This window comes from Streptomyces sp. NPDC059092 (genome assembly GCF_042756365.1).
Lineage (GTDB): Bacteria > Actinomycetota > Actinomycetes > Streptomycetales > Streptomycetaceae > Streptomyces.
Window position 1 is genome coordinate 54,842 of sequence record NZ_JBHZEJ010000023.1, and the last position, 17,138, is coordinate 71,979.

General features: G+C 72.1%; 13 protein-coding genes. 9 read left to right on the plus strand and 4 right to left on the minus strand.

Annotation, left to right across the window (positions count from 1 at the left end; genetic code table 11):
• The first annotated feature begins 54 nt into the window (after window positions 1-54).
• Complete coding sequence (aspA, locus tag ACFXPL_RS16180) at window positions 55-1,500, plus strand: aspartate ammonia-lyase (RefSeq protein ID WP_384918811.1); 1,446 nt, start codon at window positions 55-57, stop codon at window positions 1,498-1,500.
• Between the two features lie 136 nt (window positions 1,501-1,636).
• Here the strand turns inward: aspA and ACFXPL_RS16185 are convergent, their stop codons facing one another.
• Window positions 1,637-3,235: an alkaline phosphatase D family protein gene (locus ACFXPL_RS16185; RefSeq protein ID WP_384918814.1), complete on the minus strand. Its 1,599-nt coding sequence runs from the start codon at window positions 3,233-3,235 to the stop codon at window positions 1,637-1,639.
• A 392-nt stretch (window positions 3,236-3,627) separates the two neighbouring features.
• Here ACFXPL_RS16185 and ACFXPL_RS16190 point away from each other — a divergent pair, with 392 nt between their 5' ends.
• Genes ACFXPL_RS16190 through ACFXPL_RS16205 form a run of 4 tightly spaced genes read left to right on the plus strand, consistent with a single transcriptional unit; the run spans window position 3,628 to window position 9,729 of the window.
• A complete protein-coding gene (locus ACFXPL_RS16190; protein ID WP_384918817.1) occupies window positions 3,628-6,564 on the plus strand; it encodes a family 78 glycoside hydrolase catalytic domain in 2,937 nt (978 codons plus the stop codon).
• Entirely contained in the window at window positions 6,561-7,871 is a 1,311-nt protein-coding gene (locus ACFXPL_RS16195) for an extracellular solute-binding protein (protein ID WP_384918820.1), read from the plus strand. The genes ACFXPL_RS16190 and ACFXPL_RS16195 overlap by 4 nt, the downstream gene beginning before the upstream one ends.
• Window positions 7,868-8,848 carry a carbohydrate ABC transporter permease gene (locus tag ACFXPL_RS16200; RefSeq protein ID WP_384918823.1) on the plus strand — a complete coding sequence of 327 codons (981 nt, stop codon included), beginning with the start codon at window positions 7,868-7,870 and terminating at the stop codon, window positions 8,846-8,848. The genes ACFXPL_RS16195 and ACFXPL_RS16200 overlap by 4 nt, the downstream gene beginning before the upstream one ends.
• Complete coding sequence (locus ACFXPL_RS16205) at window positions 8,845-9,729, plus strand: carbohydrate ABC transporter permease (RefSeq protein WP_384918826.1); 885 nt, start codon at window positions 8,845-8,847, stop codon at window positions 9,727-9,729. The genes ACFXPL_RS16200 and ACFXPL_RS16205 overlap by 4 nt, the downstream gene beginning before the upstream one ends.
• Window positions 9,730-9,768: 39 nt before the next feature.
• Here ACFXPL_RS16205 and ACFXPL_RS16210 read toward each other — a convergent pair whose 3' ends face one another.
• The 3 genes from ACFXPL_RS16210 to ACFXPL_RS16220 form a co-directional block, all read right to left on the minus strand.
• The gene (locus ACFXPL_RS16210) at window positions 9,769-11,220 is read right to left on the minus strand and encodes an FGGY family carbohydrate kinase (RefSeq protein WP_384918829.1); all 1,452 of its coding nucleotides are present in this window, start codon (window positions 11,218-11,220) and stop codon (window positions 9,769-9,771) included.
• Window positions 11,221-11,276: 56 nt separating this feature from the next.
• Window positions 11,277-12,293 (minus strand): 2-hydroxyacid dehydrogenase, encoded by a 1,017-nt coding sequence (locus tag ACFXPL_RS16215; protein WP_384918832.1) that lies wholly within the window; start codon window positions 12,291-12,293, stop codon window positions 11,277-11,279.
• A 153-nt stretch (window positions 12,294-12,446) separates the two neighbouring features.
• On the minus strand, window positions 12,447-13,241 hold the full coding sequence (locus ACFXPL_RS16220) for a DeoR/GlpR family DNA-binding transcription regulator (protein WP_384918835.1): 795 nt from the start codon (window positions 13,239-13,241) through the stop codon (window positions 12,447-12,449).
• 293 nt (window positions 13,242-13,534) lie between these two features.
• Between ACFXPL_RS16220 and ACFXPL_RS16225 the strand changes: the two genes are divergently transcribed.
• The 4 genes from ACFXPL_RS16225 (at window position 13,535) to ACFXPL_RS16240 (ending at window position 17,118) form a co-directional block, all read left to right on the plus strand.
• Entirely contained in the window at window positions 13,535-15,061 is a 1,527-nt protein-coding gene (locus ACFXPL_RS16225) for an FGGY-family carbohydrate kinase (RefSeq protein WP_384918838.1), read from the plus strand.
• A complete protein-coding gene (locus ACFXPL_RS16230) occupies window positions 15,058-15,705 on the plus strand; it encodes a histidine phosphatase family protein (RefSeq protein ID WP_384918841.1) in 648 nt (215 codons plus the stop codon). Before ACFXPL_RS16225 ends, ACFXPL_RS16230 begins: the two co-directional genes overlap by 4 nt.
• Before the next feature lie 87 nt (window positions 15,706-15,792).
• Window positions 15,793-16,050, plus strand: coding sequence for a hypothetical protein (locus ACFXPL_RS16235; protein WP_384918844.1), 258 nt, complete (start codon window positions 15,793-15,795; stop codon window positions 16,048-16,050).
• Window positions 16,051-16,224: 174 nt separating this feature from the next.
• Window positions 16,225-17,118 carry a serine protease gene (locus ACFXPL_RS16240; RefSeq protein WP_384918847.1) on the plus strand — a complete coding sequence of 298 codons (894 nt, stop codon included), beginning with the start codon at window positions 16,225-16,227 and terminating at the stop codon, window positions 17,116-17,118.
• Window positions 17,119-17,138: the final 20 nt, after the last annotated feature.

Consider the following 17,138-nt stretch of genomic DNA (forward strand, 5'->3'; position numbering starts at 1 on the left):
CTTGCGCCGTGTCCGGCCGACCCCCTTCCCCCCTTCACGAAGGAACCCTGCGCCATGACTGCCGGCCCCCGCTCAGAAGACGACCTGCTCGGTCACCGCTCCGAACACGATCTGCTCGGCGACCGCGACATCCCCGCCGACGCGTACTGGGGCGTGCACACGCTGCGCGCCTCGGAGAACTTCCCCATCACCGGTACGGCCATCTCCGCGTACCCGCACCTCATCGACGCGCTCGCCGCCGTGAAGGAGGCCGCGGCCCGCGCCAACGAGGACCTCGGGCTGCTCGCGGCGGAGAAGGCCGCCGCCATCACCGCCGCCTGCCGCGAGATACGGGAGGAGGGCAGGCTGCACGACCAGTTCGTCGTGGACGTCATCCAGGGCGGCGCCGGCACCTCGACCAACATGAACGCCAACGAGGTGATCGCCAACCGAGCGCTGGAACTCCTGGGCCACGCCAAAGGCGACTACGCGCACCTGCACCCCAACGAGGACGTCAACCTCAGCCAGTCCACGAACGACGTCTACCCGACCGCCGTCAACGTGGCCACGATCATCGCCGTGCGCGAACTGCTCGACGCGATGACCGTCCTGCGCGAGGCGTTCGCCGCCAAGGCCGAGGAGTTCCACGACATCCTCAAGATGGGGCGCACCCAGCTCCAGGACGCCGTGCCCATGACGCTGGGCCAGGAGTTCTCCGCGTACGCGGTGATGCTGGAGGAGGACCAGAGCCGGCTGGCCGAGGCCGTCCTGCTCATCCACGAGATCAACCTCGGCGCGACCGCCATCGGCACCGGCCTCAACGCCCCGGCCGGCTACGCGGAGGCCGCCCGCCGCCACCTCGCGGACATCACCGGGCTGCCGCTGGTCACCGCGGCCAACCTCGTGGAGGCCACCCAGGACTGCGGCGCGTTCGTCCATCTCTCCGGAGTGCTCAAGCGCATCGCCGTGAAGCTCTCCAAGAGCTGCAACGATCTGCGGCTGCTCTCCTCAGGCCCGCGCGCGGGCTTCGCCGAGATCAACCTGCCGCCGGTCCAGGCGGGCTCCAGCATCATGCCAGGCAAGGTCAACCCGGTGATCCCCGAGGTCGTCAACCAGGTCGCCTTCGAGGTGATCGGCAACGACGTCACCATCACCATGGCCGCCGAGGCGGGACAGCTCCAGCTCAACGCCTTCGAGCCGATCATCCTGCACTCCCTCTCGGAGAGCATCACCCATCTGCGGGCCGCCTGCGTCACCCTCGCCGAGCGCTGTGTCGCGGGCATCACCGCCAACACCGAGACGCTGCGCGCGACCGTGGAGAACTCCATCGGGCTCGTCACCGCGCTCAACCCGCACATCGGCTACACCGCCGCGACCGAGATCGCCAAGGAGGCGCTGGCCACCGGCCGGGGCGTCGCCGAACTCGTCCTGGAACGCGGCCTGCTCCCGGCCGAACGGCTCGCCGCGCTGCTGCGCCCCGAGGTGATCGCGGGTACGGGTCCCCGCCCCGCCGCCTCGTAGCGCGGGGCCGCGGGGGCGCCTGGCACGCCCCGCCGGGCGCGCCGGTCCGCGCGTACTCCAGGGACATGTACTCCAGCGGTACGTACCTCCGGAGTACGGGACCGGCGCGCCCGTACGGCGTGGGCGCGCGCCCGGTTCAGACGGAGTGCACGCCCGGCCGGCCCGCCTCGGTGACGAAGGACATCCGGGTCGACACCGGCGCGCCGGGGGTGGTGACGTACGGCAGGACCCGGAAGTCGGCGCGGCAGCTCTGCGGGGTGAGGGAGCAGCGGACGTAGCCACGCTGGTAGTTGGTGAACTTGATGTGCTCGTTGGCGGCCAGCAGGTTCGCCCCCGACGGGTCGAGGTCCATGCCGTCCATCTTCGTTGAGATGGAGGTGCCGACGAACTCGACCCCGATGGTGGGGGAGTCCGGGTCGTCGAAGTCCCGCTTGAGGTCCGCCGCGAGATGCCGGTGCATGTCACCGGTGAGGACGACGGGGTTGGACACGTTCCGGTCGGAGATCTCCTTGAAGAGCCGTTCGCGCGAGGCGACGTAGCCGTCCCAGAAGTCCATCACGAAGGACTGGCCGGGGCCGGGGTCGGTGTCCACCTGGTTCATGGCGATCTGCTGGGGGATCAGGTTCCACTTCGCGTCGGAGCGCCCCAGACCGCGGTGGAGCCAGCGTTCCTGCTCGGCGCCGAGGATGGTGCGCTCGGGGTCGAGCCGCTCCTCGCAGCCGGTCTTGGTGCCGTCGCCGCACGCCTGGTCGTCGCGGAACAGCCGGGTGTCGAGGATGTGGAACGTCGCCATCCGCCCGTAGCGCAGACTGCGGTACATCCGGGCGTCGAAGCCGCTCGGCTTCTGCGGCAGCCGCAGCGGAAGGTGCTCGTAGTACGCCTGGAACCCCGCCGCGGCGCGTTCGCGGAAGACCGCCGGGTCCACGTCCACGTGCTTGGAGTGGTCGCCCGCCCAGTTGTCCTCGACCTCGTGGTCGTCCCAGACGAGGGCGAACGGATGGGCCTGGTGGGCGGCGATCAGGTCGCTGTCGAAGCGGTGCAGCGCGTGCCGGTTGCGGTACTGCGTCAGGTCCTTCGGCTCGGGGCGCAGCTCGGCGGCGACGGGGGTCTTGCGTACGCCGCCCATCGCGTCGATGGGGTTCTCGTAGATGTAGTCGCCCAGATGCAGGATCAGATCGACGTCCTCGTCGGCGAGATGCCGGTACGCCGTGTAGAACCCCTCGAACCACGCCTGGCAGGAGACGAACGCGAAGTTCAGCGAGCGGGGGTCGCTGGTCGGCGAGGGAGCGGTGCGTGAACGGCCCACGGGGCTGAGCACCCCGCCGGCGAGGAAGCGGTAGAAGTACTGCCGGCCCGGCTTGAGCCCGCTGACCTCGACATGGACGGAGTGGGCGAGTTCGGCCACCGCCCGGGTCCACCCCCGGGCCACGACGCGCCGGAAGCGCTCGTCCTCCGCGACCTCCCACCGGACGTTGACCGCGCGCGGGTCCATGCCGCCGGTGCCGTCGGGGGCGAGCGGGTGCGGCGCGAGCCGGGTCCAGAGGACGAAGCCGTCCGGCCAGGGGTCTCCCGAAGCGACCCCGAGGGTGAAGGGGTCCTCGCGGAGGCGGCGTTCGGCGGCGCCCGCCCGGCCCGCCGACAGATTGCCCGCGGCGACCGCCAGCGCGACCGTTCCGGTGGCGCCGAGCATCGCCCGTCTTCCGAAGCCTGAGGCTGTGCTGATCCCACTGTTCATACGCATGAATCCTGGTCCGTTCGTCGTGCGCGATCCCCGCGTGACCCGAGGCGGAAATGGCGCGTGATTTAACGTCCGTTCATGTTGTAATCACACGGTGAATATCACACGTATTCACCCGTCACAAGACCACCCGCCGCCAGGTCGACAACGCCTGTCGCAGGCGACTGTACGGCGGCGTCGGCGCGAAGACCGGTCGCGCCATGGGGTGTCCAACCAGCACCTGTGTAACACCCTTGACACTCCTCGCGGGCTGCTCATAGTGTCCACGCCACAGAATTCACGTTAGATTTCACATGGAGACGGGTCGTCTTCACGCCGGGTGGGTGGTGAACGACGGCGTACGAACGATGTGATGCGCCGTTAGCCCGGCGCGCAGGAAGGACGTGTCCGTGTCCGGTCCCTCCGCAGCAGGGCACTTGCGCCCCTACGGTCTGCGCTGCGACCACCGCGTCACCCCCCTGGGAATCGACGAGCCGGAGCCCCTGCTCTCCTGGCGGCTCGCCTCCGACCACCGGGGCGACGACCCCGTCGCCCACCGGGTACGGGTGGCGCGGCTGCCCGGGGACCGCGCCGCGGGTGACGGGGGCGGCGTGGGAGGCCTGGGCGGCGAGACCCTCTGGGACAGCGGGCCCCTGACGGACCCGCACGCGACCGGCGTCCGCTACACCGGGCCCGCGCTGGAGCCCCGTACGCGCTACCACTGGCAGGTCACCGTCCACCCGGCCGGCGCGGCGGCGCCCACCGAGGCCGGCTCCTGGTTCGAGACCGGCCTCACCATGGCGCCGTCCGACGCCCCGCCGGCCGACCCGCCCGACGCCGACGGCTGGCGCGCCGCGTGGATCACCCACGACCCCGACCCGATCGAGGTGATGGACGCGCCGACCGAGGGCGAGGCGGCCCTCGACCACCACGGACTCGCCCCCTGCCCCGTCCTGCGGCGCGCCTTCCCCGGCACCTCCGCCCCCGTCACCCGTGCCCGGCTGTACGTGAGCGCGCGCGGGCTGTACGAGGTCCGCCTCAACGGCACCCGGGTCGGCGACGCGGAACTCGCCCCCGGCTGGACCGACTACCACCACCGCGTCCAGTACCAGACGTACGACGTGACGGAGCTGGTCCAGAGCGGCGAGAACGTCCTCGCCGCGACCGTCGCCGACGGCTGGTGGAGCGGGTTCGTCGGCTTCGAACCCCGCAGGGCCGGCGCCCACTACGGCTCGGCACCCCAGCTCCTGGCCGAACTCCACCTGGTCGACGCCGAAGGGCGCACCACCAGGATCCTCACGGACCACACCTGGCGCACCCGCACAGGAACGATTCGCCATGCCGACCTGCTCATGGGCGAATGCCACGACCTGCGGCACTCCGCCGACGGCTGGGACCTGCCCGGCTACGACGACCGCCACTGGTCGCCCGCGCGGGTCACCGACGCCGACCACCGGCTGCTCGTCGCCGCCCCCGACGAACCCGTACGCGCCACCGCCGAACTGCCGCCCCGCACGGTCACCCGCCTGCGCGAGGGCGTTCACGTGGTCGACTTCGGCCAGAACCTCGCGGGGCGGGTACGGCTGCGCGTCGACGGGCTCGCCCCCGGCGCCCGGGTGACACTGCGCCACGCCGAAGTGCTGGACGGGAACGGTGAGCTCTACACCGCCAATCTGCGCACCGCCGCCGCCACCGACCTGCTGATCGGCGACGGCCGCGCCCACACCGTCTTCGAGCCCCGCTTCACCTACCACGGCTTCCGTTACGCCGAGATCAGCGGCCCCGCCGAACTGGCCGCGCAGGACATCGTCGCCGTGGCCCTGCACAGCGACACCCCGTGGGCCGGCTCGTTCGACTGCTCCGACCCCGACATCCGACGGCTCCACACCTGCGTCACCTGGGGCCAGCGCTCCAACTTCGTCAGCGTGCCCACGGACTGCCCGCAGCGTGACGAACGGCTCGGCTGGCTCGCCGACGCCCAGGTCTTCCTGCCCACGGCAGCCCTCAACGCCGATGTCGCCGCGTTCTTCACCAAGTGGCTGCGCGACGTGGACGACGCCCGTACCCCCGACGGCGGCTTCACCAACGTCGCCCCGCGCCTCGTGGGCGTCGCCGACGAAGGCGCCCCCGGCTGGGCCGACGCGGGCGTCATCATCCCGTGGCACCTCTACCGCACGTACGACGACCCGCGCTTCCTCGCCCGCGCGCTGCCCGGCATGTGCGCCTGGGTCGAGCTGATCCGCCGTCACAACCCCGACCTCGTCTGGCGCCGCCGCGTCGGACCGCACTTCTCCGACTGGCTCGCCCCCGGTACCCCGACCCCGCGCGAGGTCGTCGCGACCGCCTACTTCGCGCACAGCGCCCACCTCACCGCACGCGCCGCCGACGTGCTCGGCCACCACGACCTCGCCCGCGACCACCACCGGCTGGCCGCGGCCGTACGGGCCGTCTTCAACGACCACTTCGTCACCTGGACGCCCGGCACCGGCGAGGGGATCGACGGAGCGGGGGGCGCCACGGACACCCTGCGGATCGCGGGCGACACCCAGACCGGCTACCTCCTCGCGCTCGCCTTCGGCCTGCTGCCCGAGGAGCACACCGGCGCCGCCGCCCGGCGCCTCGCCCACCTGGTCGAGGCCGCGGGCCCCGGACTCGTCACCGGCTTCCTCGGGGTCGCGCTCGCCGCCCCCGTCCTGGACGCGTACGGCCGCGCCGACCTCGCCCACGCCCTGCTGCGCCGTACCGAAGTGCCCTCCTGGCTCTTCCCGCTGCACCACGGCGCCACCACGATCTGGGAGCGCTGGGACGGCTGGACCCCCGACGCGGGATTCCGCGCCCCGGCGATGAACTCCTTCAACCACTACGCGCTCGGCTCGATCGGCGAATGGCTCTACCGGGGCGTCGCCGGACTCGACCAGAGCGCGGACTCCACCGGCTACCGGCGGCTGACCGTACGCCCCGCCCCCGGCGACCTCACCCACGCGAGCGCCCGGTACGAATCGGTCCGCGGCACCGTCGCCGTCCGCTGGGAACGGAGCGGCGACACGCTCGCGCTGCGCGTCCGGGTCCCCCCGGGCGCCACCGCCGAGGTCCACGTCCCCACCACCGACCCCGGATCCGTCCGCGAGTCCGGACAGGTCCCCGTGGACGGAGCGCACCTCACACTCGCCGGGACGGGCCCCGGCCGTGCCGTCTACCGCGTGGCCTCCGGCGTCTACCGCTTCACCGCGGCCTACGCACCGGCGGGCCCACCGGCGCGCGGGCCACGGCCGTACGCCGCGCGCGTCAGCACCGCAGGTCCGGCGACGCCGTCGTACGCCGGCCCCCACGAGGAGGACACGAAATGACCACGGGTTCCCGCATCCCGCCCCTCCCCGGCACGTTCAGCCGCCGAGGCCTGCTGCGTATGGGCGGCGGGGCCGCGGCGCTCGCCGCGCTGCCCCCGGCTCTCACCGCCTGCTCGGGTTCGAGCGGTTCCGGCAACGGCAAGGTACGTATCGTCGGCGTCGCCGACCAGCAGAAACCCGTCGAGGAACTGCTCGCCGTCTACCGTAAGAGCCACCCCGACTCCACCTTCGCCACCTCCTTCGCCCCCACCGACCAGGTCCAGACCGTCGTCCGCACCCAGCTCGCCGGCGGCAACGCGCCCGACGTGCACGTCCTGTTCCCGGGCAGCGGCAGCGCCATGTCCATGGTCGAACTGGCCAAGGCCGGGCTGCTCACCGACCTCTCGGCGCAGAAGTGGACCCAGGGCATACCCAAGAACTTCGACGCCGCCTACCGCTACGAGGGCAAGACCTACCTCTACTCGGCGGGCAGCAGCGTCATCGGCGCCGTCTACAACAAGAAGGCGTTCGCCAAGGCCGGTGTCCAGCCGCCCACGACCTGGAGCGAACTCCTCGACGTCTGCGCCGAGCTGAAGGCGAAAGGCATCGTGCCGATCGCCCTCGGCGCGCAGACCCCCTGGGTCACCCAGCTCATCACGTACGCACTCGTCCCCAACGCGGTGTACGCCGAGACCCCCGGCTTCGACGCCGACATGGCCGCCGGACGTGCCACGTTCGCCGACTCCGGCTGGGCCGACGCCCTCGGCAAGTACAAGGAGCTCCAGACCAAGGGCTTCTTCAACGACAACCCCAACGGCACCACCTTCGAGCAGCAGACCTCGCTCGTCGCGAGCGGCAAGGCGGCCATGGCCGTCCAGGTCTCCGCGGTGCTCTCCACCTTCCGCGACGCCACCAGGACCCCCGACGACCTGGGCATGTTCCCCTTCCCCGGCGGTGAGGACGCCGCGCGACTGTGGATACCCGCCGGCATCGTGGTCGGGCTCGGCGTCGCCGCCCACGCCAAGAACCCGGACCAGGCCAAGGAGTTCGTCGAGTTCCTCGGCCGGCAGGAGAACATCAACGCCTGGGCGACGGCCGTCTCCGCGATCCCCTTCCAGCGCGACGCGTCCACCAGGATCGACCCGGTGCTCGGCGGCTTCCTGCCGATCATCGACTCCGACCGCGCCGTCCCCTTCATGGACCAGGCCTGGCCCAACGCGGAGGTGCAGCCCGCCCACTTCGCCGCCGTACAGGACCTGCTCGCGGGCAAGACCGACGTCAAGGGCGCGCTCGGACAGATGGACACGGCCTACGGAAAGAAGTCGTGACCCCCCTGCCCGAGCGGACCGCGTCCGGGGGGCCGCCGGCGTCTGCCACCGCCACCCCGAAGAGGCCGGACACCAGCGGCCCGGCGCGTACCGCCAAGTGGCGGCGTGACGTCACCGTCCCGCCATGGGGCTTCGTCGTGCCCGCGCTCCTGGTGTACGCCGTCGTCGTCCTCTACCCGAGCCTCGCCGGCGTCGTGTACGCCTTCACCGACTGGTCCGGAATCGGCGGCTTCTCCTTCGTCGGCCTGGACAACTTCCGTACCCTGCTGGACGACCGGCGCGCCCTGGAATCCGTCGGCAACACCCTGCTGCTCACCGTCGCCGTGGTCGTCGTCCAGAACGCCGTCGGACTGCTGCTCGCGCTGGGTGTGCACGCCAACATCCGATCGCGCTCCCTGCTCCGCGTGATCTTCTTCGCGCCCGCCGTGGTCAGCCCCGTCATGGTCGCCTTCCTGTGGAAGTACGTCTACAACCCCGACGACGGCGCCGGACTCAACGGGATCCTCGGCGCGGTCGGGCTCGGCGGGCTGCGCCAGGACTGGCTCGGCGACCCCTCGCTCGCCCTGTGGTCCGTCGCGGCGATGGTGGTGTGGCAGTACGCGGGCTACTCGATGGTCATCTTCCTGGCGGGGCTCCAGGGCGTACCCGCCGAACTCCACGAGGCGGCACGGATCGACGGCGCCGGTGCGTGGCAGCGCTTCCGTTACGTCACCTGGCCGCTGCTCGCCCCGGCGCTCACCATCAACCTGATGCTGTCGACCATCGGCGGCCTGAAACTCTTCGACCAGGTGTACGCGGCCACCAACGGCGGCCCCGGCACCTCCAGCGAGACCCTGTCGACGGTGCTCTACAAAGAAGCCTTCGTCTTCGGCAAGTTCGGCTACAGCACCGCCGTCGCGCTCGTCCTCGCGCTGTTCGTCGCCGCCGTCTCCCTGGTCCAGCTCCGCTATCTGCGCGCCCGGGAGGTCACCACGTGAGTACCACCGCCACCACCACCGTCCCGCGGGACGTCCGGCCCGCCGGCAGGCCGCCCAAAGGGCTCTCCCGTTACGGCGGTCATGTCCTGGAACTCGTGATGATCGCCGTCGCGGTGGTCTTCCTCTTCCCCGTGTACGCGCTGATCACCCTGGCGATGAAGGACCCGCGACAGATAGCCGAGTCCCCCCTGTCACCGCCCGCGCCGCCCACCCTCGCCAACTTCGGGGACGCCTGGACCTCCGCCTCGCTCGGCCCCGCCCTGGTCAGCAGCGCCGTCATCACCACCGTCAGCCTGCTCCTGCTCATCCTCCTCGGCTCCACCGGCGCCTACTACCTCGCCCGCCGCGCGCGCGGACTCGGCTACGGGCTCTACGTCCTCTTCCTGCTGGGGATCGTGCTGCCGTTCCAGCTCGGGATGATCCCGCTCTACGAACTGGTCGACAACCTCGGCTGGCTCGGCACGTACCAAGGGATGGTCCTCTTCTACACGGGCATCCAGCTCCCGTTCACCGTCTTCCTCTACACCGGCTTCATCCGCGCCCTGCCCGCGGACTACGCGCAGGCGGCGCTGATCGACGGCTGCGACCACCGGCAGGCGTTCACCCGGATCGTCTTCCCCCTGCTGCGGCCCATCACCGGCACCGTGATCATCCTGAACGCGGTGTTCATCTGGAACGACTTCTTCACCCCGCTGCTCTACCTCGGCGGATCCGGCAAGGAGACCGTGCCGGTGGGGGTGTTCTCCTTCGTCGGCCAGTACGTCTCCGACTACGGTCTGGTCTTCGCCGGACTGGTGCTGGCCGCGCTGCCGATCCTGCTCGTGTTCCTGCTCCTCCAGCGCTACGTCATCAAGGGGTTCGCGAGCGGCCTCAAGGGCTGAGAGCCAGGTCCGGGCACGGCGCCCGGGACGGCGCCCGGCTCACCGGGCGGTGGCGGGGCCCCGCCACCGGGCCCGCGCGCTCTCCACCCGGAACAGGTAGTCCGCGTACGCCTCCTCGTAGTACGCCACACCCGCCGGATCCGGGTCCACCACCGCCTCCGGCGCCGTCCACGCGGCGACGTCCAGCTCCCGGCCCAGCCGCTCGCCCCGGGCCGCGACGGCGGCCAGCACGGCGCCGCGCGCGCCCGGCTCCGGGCCGCGTGCCACCCGCAGCGGCCGTCCGATCACCTCGGCGAACAGCCGCAGCCAGGCCGGGCTGCGGGTACCGCCGCCGCACACGGCCAGTTCACCGGTGAGGCCCGCCGCCTCCAGACAGTGCCGGGCCGCGAAGGCGATCGCCTCGCACATGCCCCGGACGAGATCGGCGCGCGAGGCCCGCAGATCGAGGCCGGTGAACTCCGCGCGCGCGGTGTGGTCCACGAACGGGACACGCTCGCCCGAGGGCGAGAGATAGGGGAGCGCGGCCACGCCCCGGGCGCCGCGCGGTGTCCCGTCCAGCAGGTCGGAGAGCTGTCCGTGCGAGGTGCCGGTGATTCCCAGCACCCAGTCGAGCGCCACCGTGCCGGTCATCGCCGGCAGGGCCCGCATATGGCGGTCCGGCCTCGCCAGCGCGAGATGGAAACCCACCGGCTCCTCCTCGAACGCGACCCGTTCGACGACGACCTGGCACGCCAGCGTCGAACCGACGATGAGCAGTCCGTCCCCCGGCTCGGTCACGCCCGCGCCGATCGCGCACGCGGGCAGGTCGTAAGGACCCGAGGTGACCGGCGTCCCGGCGGGCAGCCCCGGGACGTTCCCGAGCGCCTCCCCGTACGGCAGGCTCGCCGCGATGGGCGGCAGCAGCCCCGCGCGGTGGCCGACTCCGAGGGCGGAGAGCGCCTCGGGGGCGTAGGCGCGGGTGCGCGGGTCGAGGAAGGGGACGGACGCGTCGGAGAGATCGGTGGCGCGCTCGCCCGTCAGCCGCAGATGAACGATGTCCTTGCAGCACGCGGCGGTCGTCGCCGCGTCCAGGGAGCGCGGCTCGTACCGGTCCAGCCAGGCCAGCAGCGGGCCCGGGGAGCCCGGGAACAGGACGTTCCCCGTACGCCGGTACATCCGCCGCGCCGTACCGTCGGCCATCCACCCCGCGACGAGAGCGCCCGCGCGGCCGTCCATCCAGGACAGCGCGGGGCGTACGGCCCGGCCCCGGTCGTCTGCCAGCCACAGGCCGTCGCCCTGGCCGGTCAGGGCGACCAGCTCCGGGGTACGGCCCGCGGTCACCGCGGCGACGACATCGCCGGCGGCGCGCACCACCTCCTCGACATCCTGCTCCACGTGGTCGCCCTGCCCGCCCAGCGAGATCGGGACCGACTCCACGCCGAGCGGCGCCCCGTCCTCCGCGAAGGCGACCGCCTTGGCGACCGAGGTACCCATGTCCACTCCGACGAACACCGTGTCTCCTCTTGCCGATTCGATTCGATGTGCTGTGCCGCGGGGGCGGTAGCTGTTCAGACGACGCGGTGCGCGAGCGGCTCACCGCGCAGGAAGCGGCCCACCTCGGCCGCCGCGATCCGCGCCGCGTTGTGCGCGACGGCGGTGTTGGCGCCCGCCAGATGGGGCGTCATGACCAGCCGGGGAGCGGTCCGCAGCCGCGACCCCGCGGGGGGCGGCTCCACGGCGAACACGTCGAGGCCCGCCGCCCCGAGCCGCCCCGACTCCAGCGCGTCACAGAGCGCCGCCTCGTCCAGCAGCGCGCCGCGCGCGCAGTTGACCACCACCGCGCCCTCGGGGAGCAGGGCCAGTTCGCGGGCGCCGAGCAGCCCCCGGGTCTCCGGCGTGAGCCGCGCGTGCAGCGACACCACCTCGGAGCGGCCCAGCAGCTCGTCCAGGTCCGCGACGGGCGTACCCGCCTCGCGCAGCGCGTCCTGGTCCGCGTACGGGTCGTACAGGAGGACGCGCGCGCCGAACGCGGTCAGCGCGCGCGCCACCCGGCTGCCGACCGCGCCGCAGCCGATCAGTCCGACCGTCGCCCCGTCCAGGCCGGGGCCGCAGTTGCCGTACGTGTAGAACTCGCCGGCCCAGCGGCCCGCGGCGAGCGCCGCCGACGTCTCCGGGATACGGCGCATCGCGGCGAGGAGCAGGCCCACCGTGTACTCGGCGGTGGCCGCGGCGTTACGGCCGGGCGTGTTGCAGACCTGGACGCCCCGCTCCTTCGCCGCGTCGAGATTGACGTTGACGGGCCCGCCCCGGCCGACCACCACCAGCCGCAGCTCGGGGGAGCCTTCGAGGACCTTGCGGGTCACCGGGGCCATCTGGGTGACGCATACGCGTGCCCCCTCCAGCGCGGCGAGGACGGTCTCCTCGTCACCCGACGCCTCCTCGACCTCACCGACCGGGCCGAACGGGGTCAGCGGCCAGTCCAGCAGCAACTCCGCGATCGTATGATCTCGGCCGATCTCGGCCTCCAGTTCCCGGGTGAACAGGTCGGGGGCGACGAAGTGGTCGCCCGCGGCGAGGATTCTCATCGGCGCGGTCTCCTTCGGCTGGACTGGACTGGACTGAATTCGGCTGGACCGGGCTGGACTGGACCGAACTCGGCTGGACTCGGCGCTGAACTCGTTCGGGGCCCGCCCGACGGCCCGCCCGACGGCCCGCCCGACGGCTCGTCGGACGGCGCCTCAGACGGCGGCGATCTCGGCGATCTCGTAGGGGACACCGCGCTCGTCGAGGGAGCGCAGCACATCGGGCGGGGTGCGGTCGTCGATCAGTATCAGATCGAAGGTGGTGAGCGGGGTCAGCCGGTGCAGCGCGGTGCGGCCGAGTTTCGAGTGGTCGATCATCAGGACGCTGCGCCCGGCGGCCTTGAGCATCGCCCGCTTGACGGCGACGATGCGCTGTTCCTGGTGGTAGGCGTAGTCGCCGTGGACCGAAGAGGTGGAGACGAAGCACAGGTCGACACGGAGCGCCTCCACGGCCTCCACGCAGGGGACGCCGAGGAACGAGTCGTGCAGCGGGTCGTAGTCGCCGCCCAGCGCCATGAGATGGAGGCCGCGTTCGTCCGCGAGGAGGTTCAGCACCTCCAGGAAGTTGGTCACGACGGTCAGCGGCTCGAAGCGGGGGAGGAGCCGGGCCAGCTCCAGCGCGGTGGTCGAGTCGTCCAGCATCACCGACATGCCGGGCTCGATCAGCGACGCCGCCCTGGCCGCGATCGCCTCCTTCTCCAGCCGCATGGTCTTCTTGCGGAACGCCACATTGCTCTCGAACACGCCGGAGGGCTGGACGGTGACCCCGCCGCGGAACTTGCGCAGCACGCCCTCGCGTTCCAGCTCGTCGATGTCGCGGTAGATCGTCATCACGCTCACGCCGAACCGCTCCGCGAGATCCGACGCCGACACCGAACCCTCGGTCAGCACATGGTCGGAAATCTCGCGGCGGCGCTGGAGAGGGCCCCGCCGGCTCTTGTCCTGTGACATTCCTCGGTCCTGTTCCAGCGACACCTCAGTAACATCAAGTTCTGAGGATATAACATTGTTTGTTGATGTACCGTCGGCAGTGTTCACCACGGACGGCGGGCAGGTCAACCCGTCGGCCGACCGGGCGGAGCGTTCCCCACCAGGCAGGACAGGGGAGATCCGGGCCACGGCCGGCTGTCGGCACGTCAGTCCTGAGGCGTGGACGCGGGTGTGAAAAGCGCCCTGGGGTCACGCGTCGTGAGATCAGCCGGCACCGCTGTACAACGACGGGAACGACGGGAAGGCGGGAGCTTGTGACGGACCCACGCCACGGGGACGTGTGGATCGGAGTGGACCTCGGGACCCAGAGCGTGCGCGCGCTCGCCGTCACCGACGGCGGCCAGGTGGTCGGCCGCGGCTCCGCCCCCCTCACCGGCCACCGCGACCAGGACCGCCACGAACAGCTCCCCGACGACTGGTGGTCGGGCGTCCGCGACGCGCTGCGCGGAACGCTCCGTACCGTCGCCGCCGCGCGGGTACGGGGTCTCTCCGTGTGCGGGACGTCCGGTACGGTCCTGCTGACCGGCCCCGACGGCGCGCCGCTCACCCCCGCGCTCATGTACGACGACGGGCGCGCCGGCGCCGAGGCGGCGCGGGCCCAGGAGGCCGGCGCCGACGTGTGGCGGTCGATGGGACACCGCATCCAGCCGAGCTGGGCCCTCGCCAAACTCCTCTGGCTGACCGGGGCCGCCGAGGACTCCGCGGCCACGGACACGCTCCGCGGCGCCCGCGTCTGCCACCAGGCCGACTTCGTCACCGCCCGGCTCGTCGGACACCCCGTACCGACCGACACCAGCCACGCGCTGAAGACCGGCTACGACCTGACCACCCGGTCGTGGCCCCTCGCCGTCCACGACCGGCTCGGCCTCGCGGAGCTGGACTTCCCGGCCGTCGTGCTCCCCGGCACCCTCCTCGGCACGGTGTGCGCCGCGGCGGCCGATGCCACGGGGCTCGCCGTGTCCACCCCGGTCGTCGCGGGCATGACCGACGGCTGCGCCGCCCAACTCGGCTCCGGTGCCTGGGACATCGGCCAGTGGAACACCGTCCTCGGCACCACGCTCGTCCTCAAGGGCGTCACCGCCGCCCCGCTCCACGACCCCGCCGGCGTGCTCTACAGCCATCTCTCCCCGGACGGCCACTGGCTCCCCGGCGGCGCCTCCAGCGTCGGCGCGGGCGCCCTGACCCGGGCCTTCCCCGGGGCCGACCTCGCCCACCTCGACCGCCTCGCCGCACACCGCGAACCGGCGGGCGCCGTCGCCTACCCCCTGGTCTCGCACGGCGAGCGCTTCCCCTTCCTGGCCCCCGACGCCGAGCCCTTCACGCTGGGCGCGCCCCGCGACGACGCCGACCACTACGCCGCGCTGCTCCAGGGCGTCGCCCTCGTCGAACGGCTCTGCCTGGCGTACATCGGCCAACTCGGCGCCCCCGTCGACCGGGCGGTCACCTTCACGGGCGGCGCCACCCGCAGCGCCTACTGGAACCAGCTCCGGGCGGACGTCCTGGGCCGCAGGGCCACCGTTCCCGCACACACCGACTCCGCCCTCGGCATGGCGGTGCTCGCCGCCCACGGCGTACGGCGCGCCGCCACGGACGCGGGCCGGGCGGGGCCGGACGCGCCCCTCTCCGACCTGCGCGCCATGGTCCGCGTCCGTACGGTCCTGGAGCCGCGCCCCCGGGTCGGCGCCCGCTTCCAGGAACCCTTCGTCACCCTGGTCGACGCGCTGGAACAACGCGGCTGGCTGCCCGCGCCGACCGCCACCTACGCACGGGAGCACGGATGAACCCCGCACCGACCCCCCTCACGCAGGAGCCGGCGACGCTCTTCCTCGTCCGCCACGGTGAGACCGTCTGGCACGCGGAGAACCGCTACACCGGCGTCAGCGACATCGAGCTGACCCCGCGCGGCGTCGAGCAGGCCGGGGAGCTCGGCATATGGGCGGGCGGCGCCCGGCTCGACGCGATCGTCACCTCCCCCCTCGGCCGGGCCCGGCGCACCGCGGAACCGGCTGTCCGTACGACGGGGCTGACGGCCGTCGTCGAACCGGAGCTGGCCGAGATCGACTTCGGGGTCGCCGAGGGGCGCACCCTCGCCGAACTCCAGGCGTCGCACCCCCGCGAGACGGCGGCCTTCGTCAGCGATCCGGCCGCCCATCCGCTGCCGGGAGGGGAGGACCCGAAGGCCGCCGCGGGGCGCGGTGCCGCCGCGCTGCTGCGCCTCGCGGACGCGCGGCCCGGCGGGCGCGTGCTGGTCGTCGCGCACAACACCCTCTTCCGGCTGGTCCTGTGCCGGCTGCTAGGGATCCCGGAGAGCGCGTACCGCAGGGTCCTGCCGGGGATCCGTAACTGCGCTATCACCGAGGTGCGGGTGACGGCCGGGCAGCCCGCGCTCCTGTCGTACAACGTGCCTACGGACAGGGCGTCCTGACGGCCGGCGTGACCGCCGGTCGGAGGACGTCTCATCCCATCGGGTCCCGGAACGTGCCCTCCGGCGTTTCCGCTCGTTGTATCGATCATGAACGTGCAACGGATTCTCACCGCAGCCGCCGCCGGTTCCGCGCTTCTCGCCGCCGTCGCCCCCTCCGCCCAGGCCTTCGACCTCGGCTCCACGCTGAGCGGTACGGCGAAGACCGCCGCCGCCCTCGGCCAGGAGGCCAAGCCGGTCGTCCAGGGTGTCACCGGGGACAAGGTGGGCAAGAAGGTCGGCGCCGTGAAGAAGGCCGTCCAGGCCGGAACGGACGCGGTCCAGGCAGGCAATGAACTGATCAACTGACCCGACGAGCGAGTGTCCGGGGCGGGGCGGTGCCGAGAGGCGCCGTCCCGCCCCGCTCTGTGTTCCGGCCCTCTCCGTGTTCGAACTCCCCAGGCGTGGTTGCCCGTTGGCGTCCCGGCGTCAACAATGCCCATGACAAAACCGAAGGAACTTCGGTCACAGAGGGGACACCACATGAGAAAGCCTCTCCTCGGCGCGCTACTCGCCGTCCTGCTCCTCGGGGCAGGCGCGGCACCCGCGATGGCCACAAGCCATGACGCGGGCGCGCCCACGAAGGCTGTACGGGCCGACGCGGCGACCCGCGTCGCCGATCCGGCACCCCAAGCCCAGCTCGCGGCGGTCGACTTCGCCGGAACGGTCGCGCTCAGCAACTGTTCCGGCTCCGTCGTCCGTACACCCCAGTCGCAGCCGGCCGATCCCGCCCTCGTCCTGTCCAACGGGCACTGCCTGGAGACCGGGTTCCCGGCCGCCGGACAGGTCATCGTCGACCGGGCGTCCACCCGCACCTTCACTCTGCTCAACTCGGCCGGCACCGGCGTGGCGACCCTGCGGGCCAGCAAGATCGCGTACGCCACGATGACCGACACGGACGTCTCGCTGTACCAGCTCACCAGCACCTACGCCCAGATCCAGAGCGCGTACGGCATCACGGCGCTGGCACTCAACGCCGCCCGCCCCGTGCAGGGCACCGCGATCAAGGTCGTCTCCGGCTACTGGAAGCGCATCTACAGCTGCAACGTCGACGGCTTCGCCTACCTGCTGAAGGAGGGGAGCTGGACCTGGAAGGACTCGGTCCGCTACACCTCCGCCTGCAACACCATCGGCGGCACCTCGGGCTCGCCCGTGATCGACAACGCCACCGGAAAGGTCGTCGCCGTCAACAACACGGGTAATGAGGACGGCGCGCGCTGCACACTGAACAACCCCTGCGAGGTCGACGCGAACGGCACCGTCACCGTGCGCCAGGGCATCAACTACGCACAGGAGACCTACGGGATCGTGGCCTGCGTCACCACCGGCAGCAGGATCGACCTGAGCGCCGCGGGCTGCACCCTGCCCAAGCCGTGAGCCGTGAGCCGTGAGCCGTG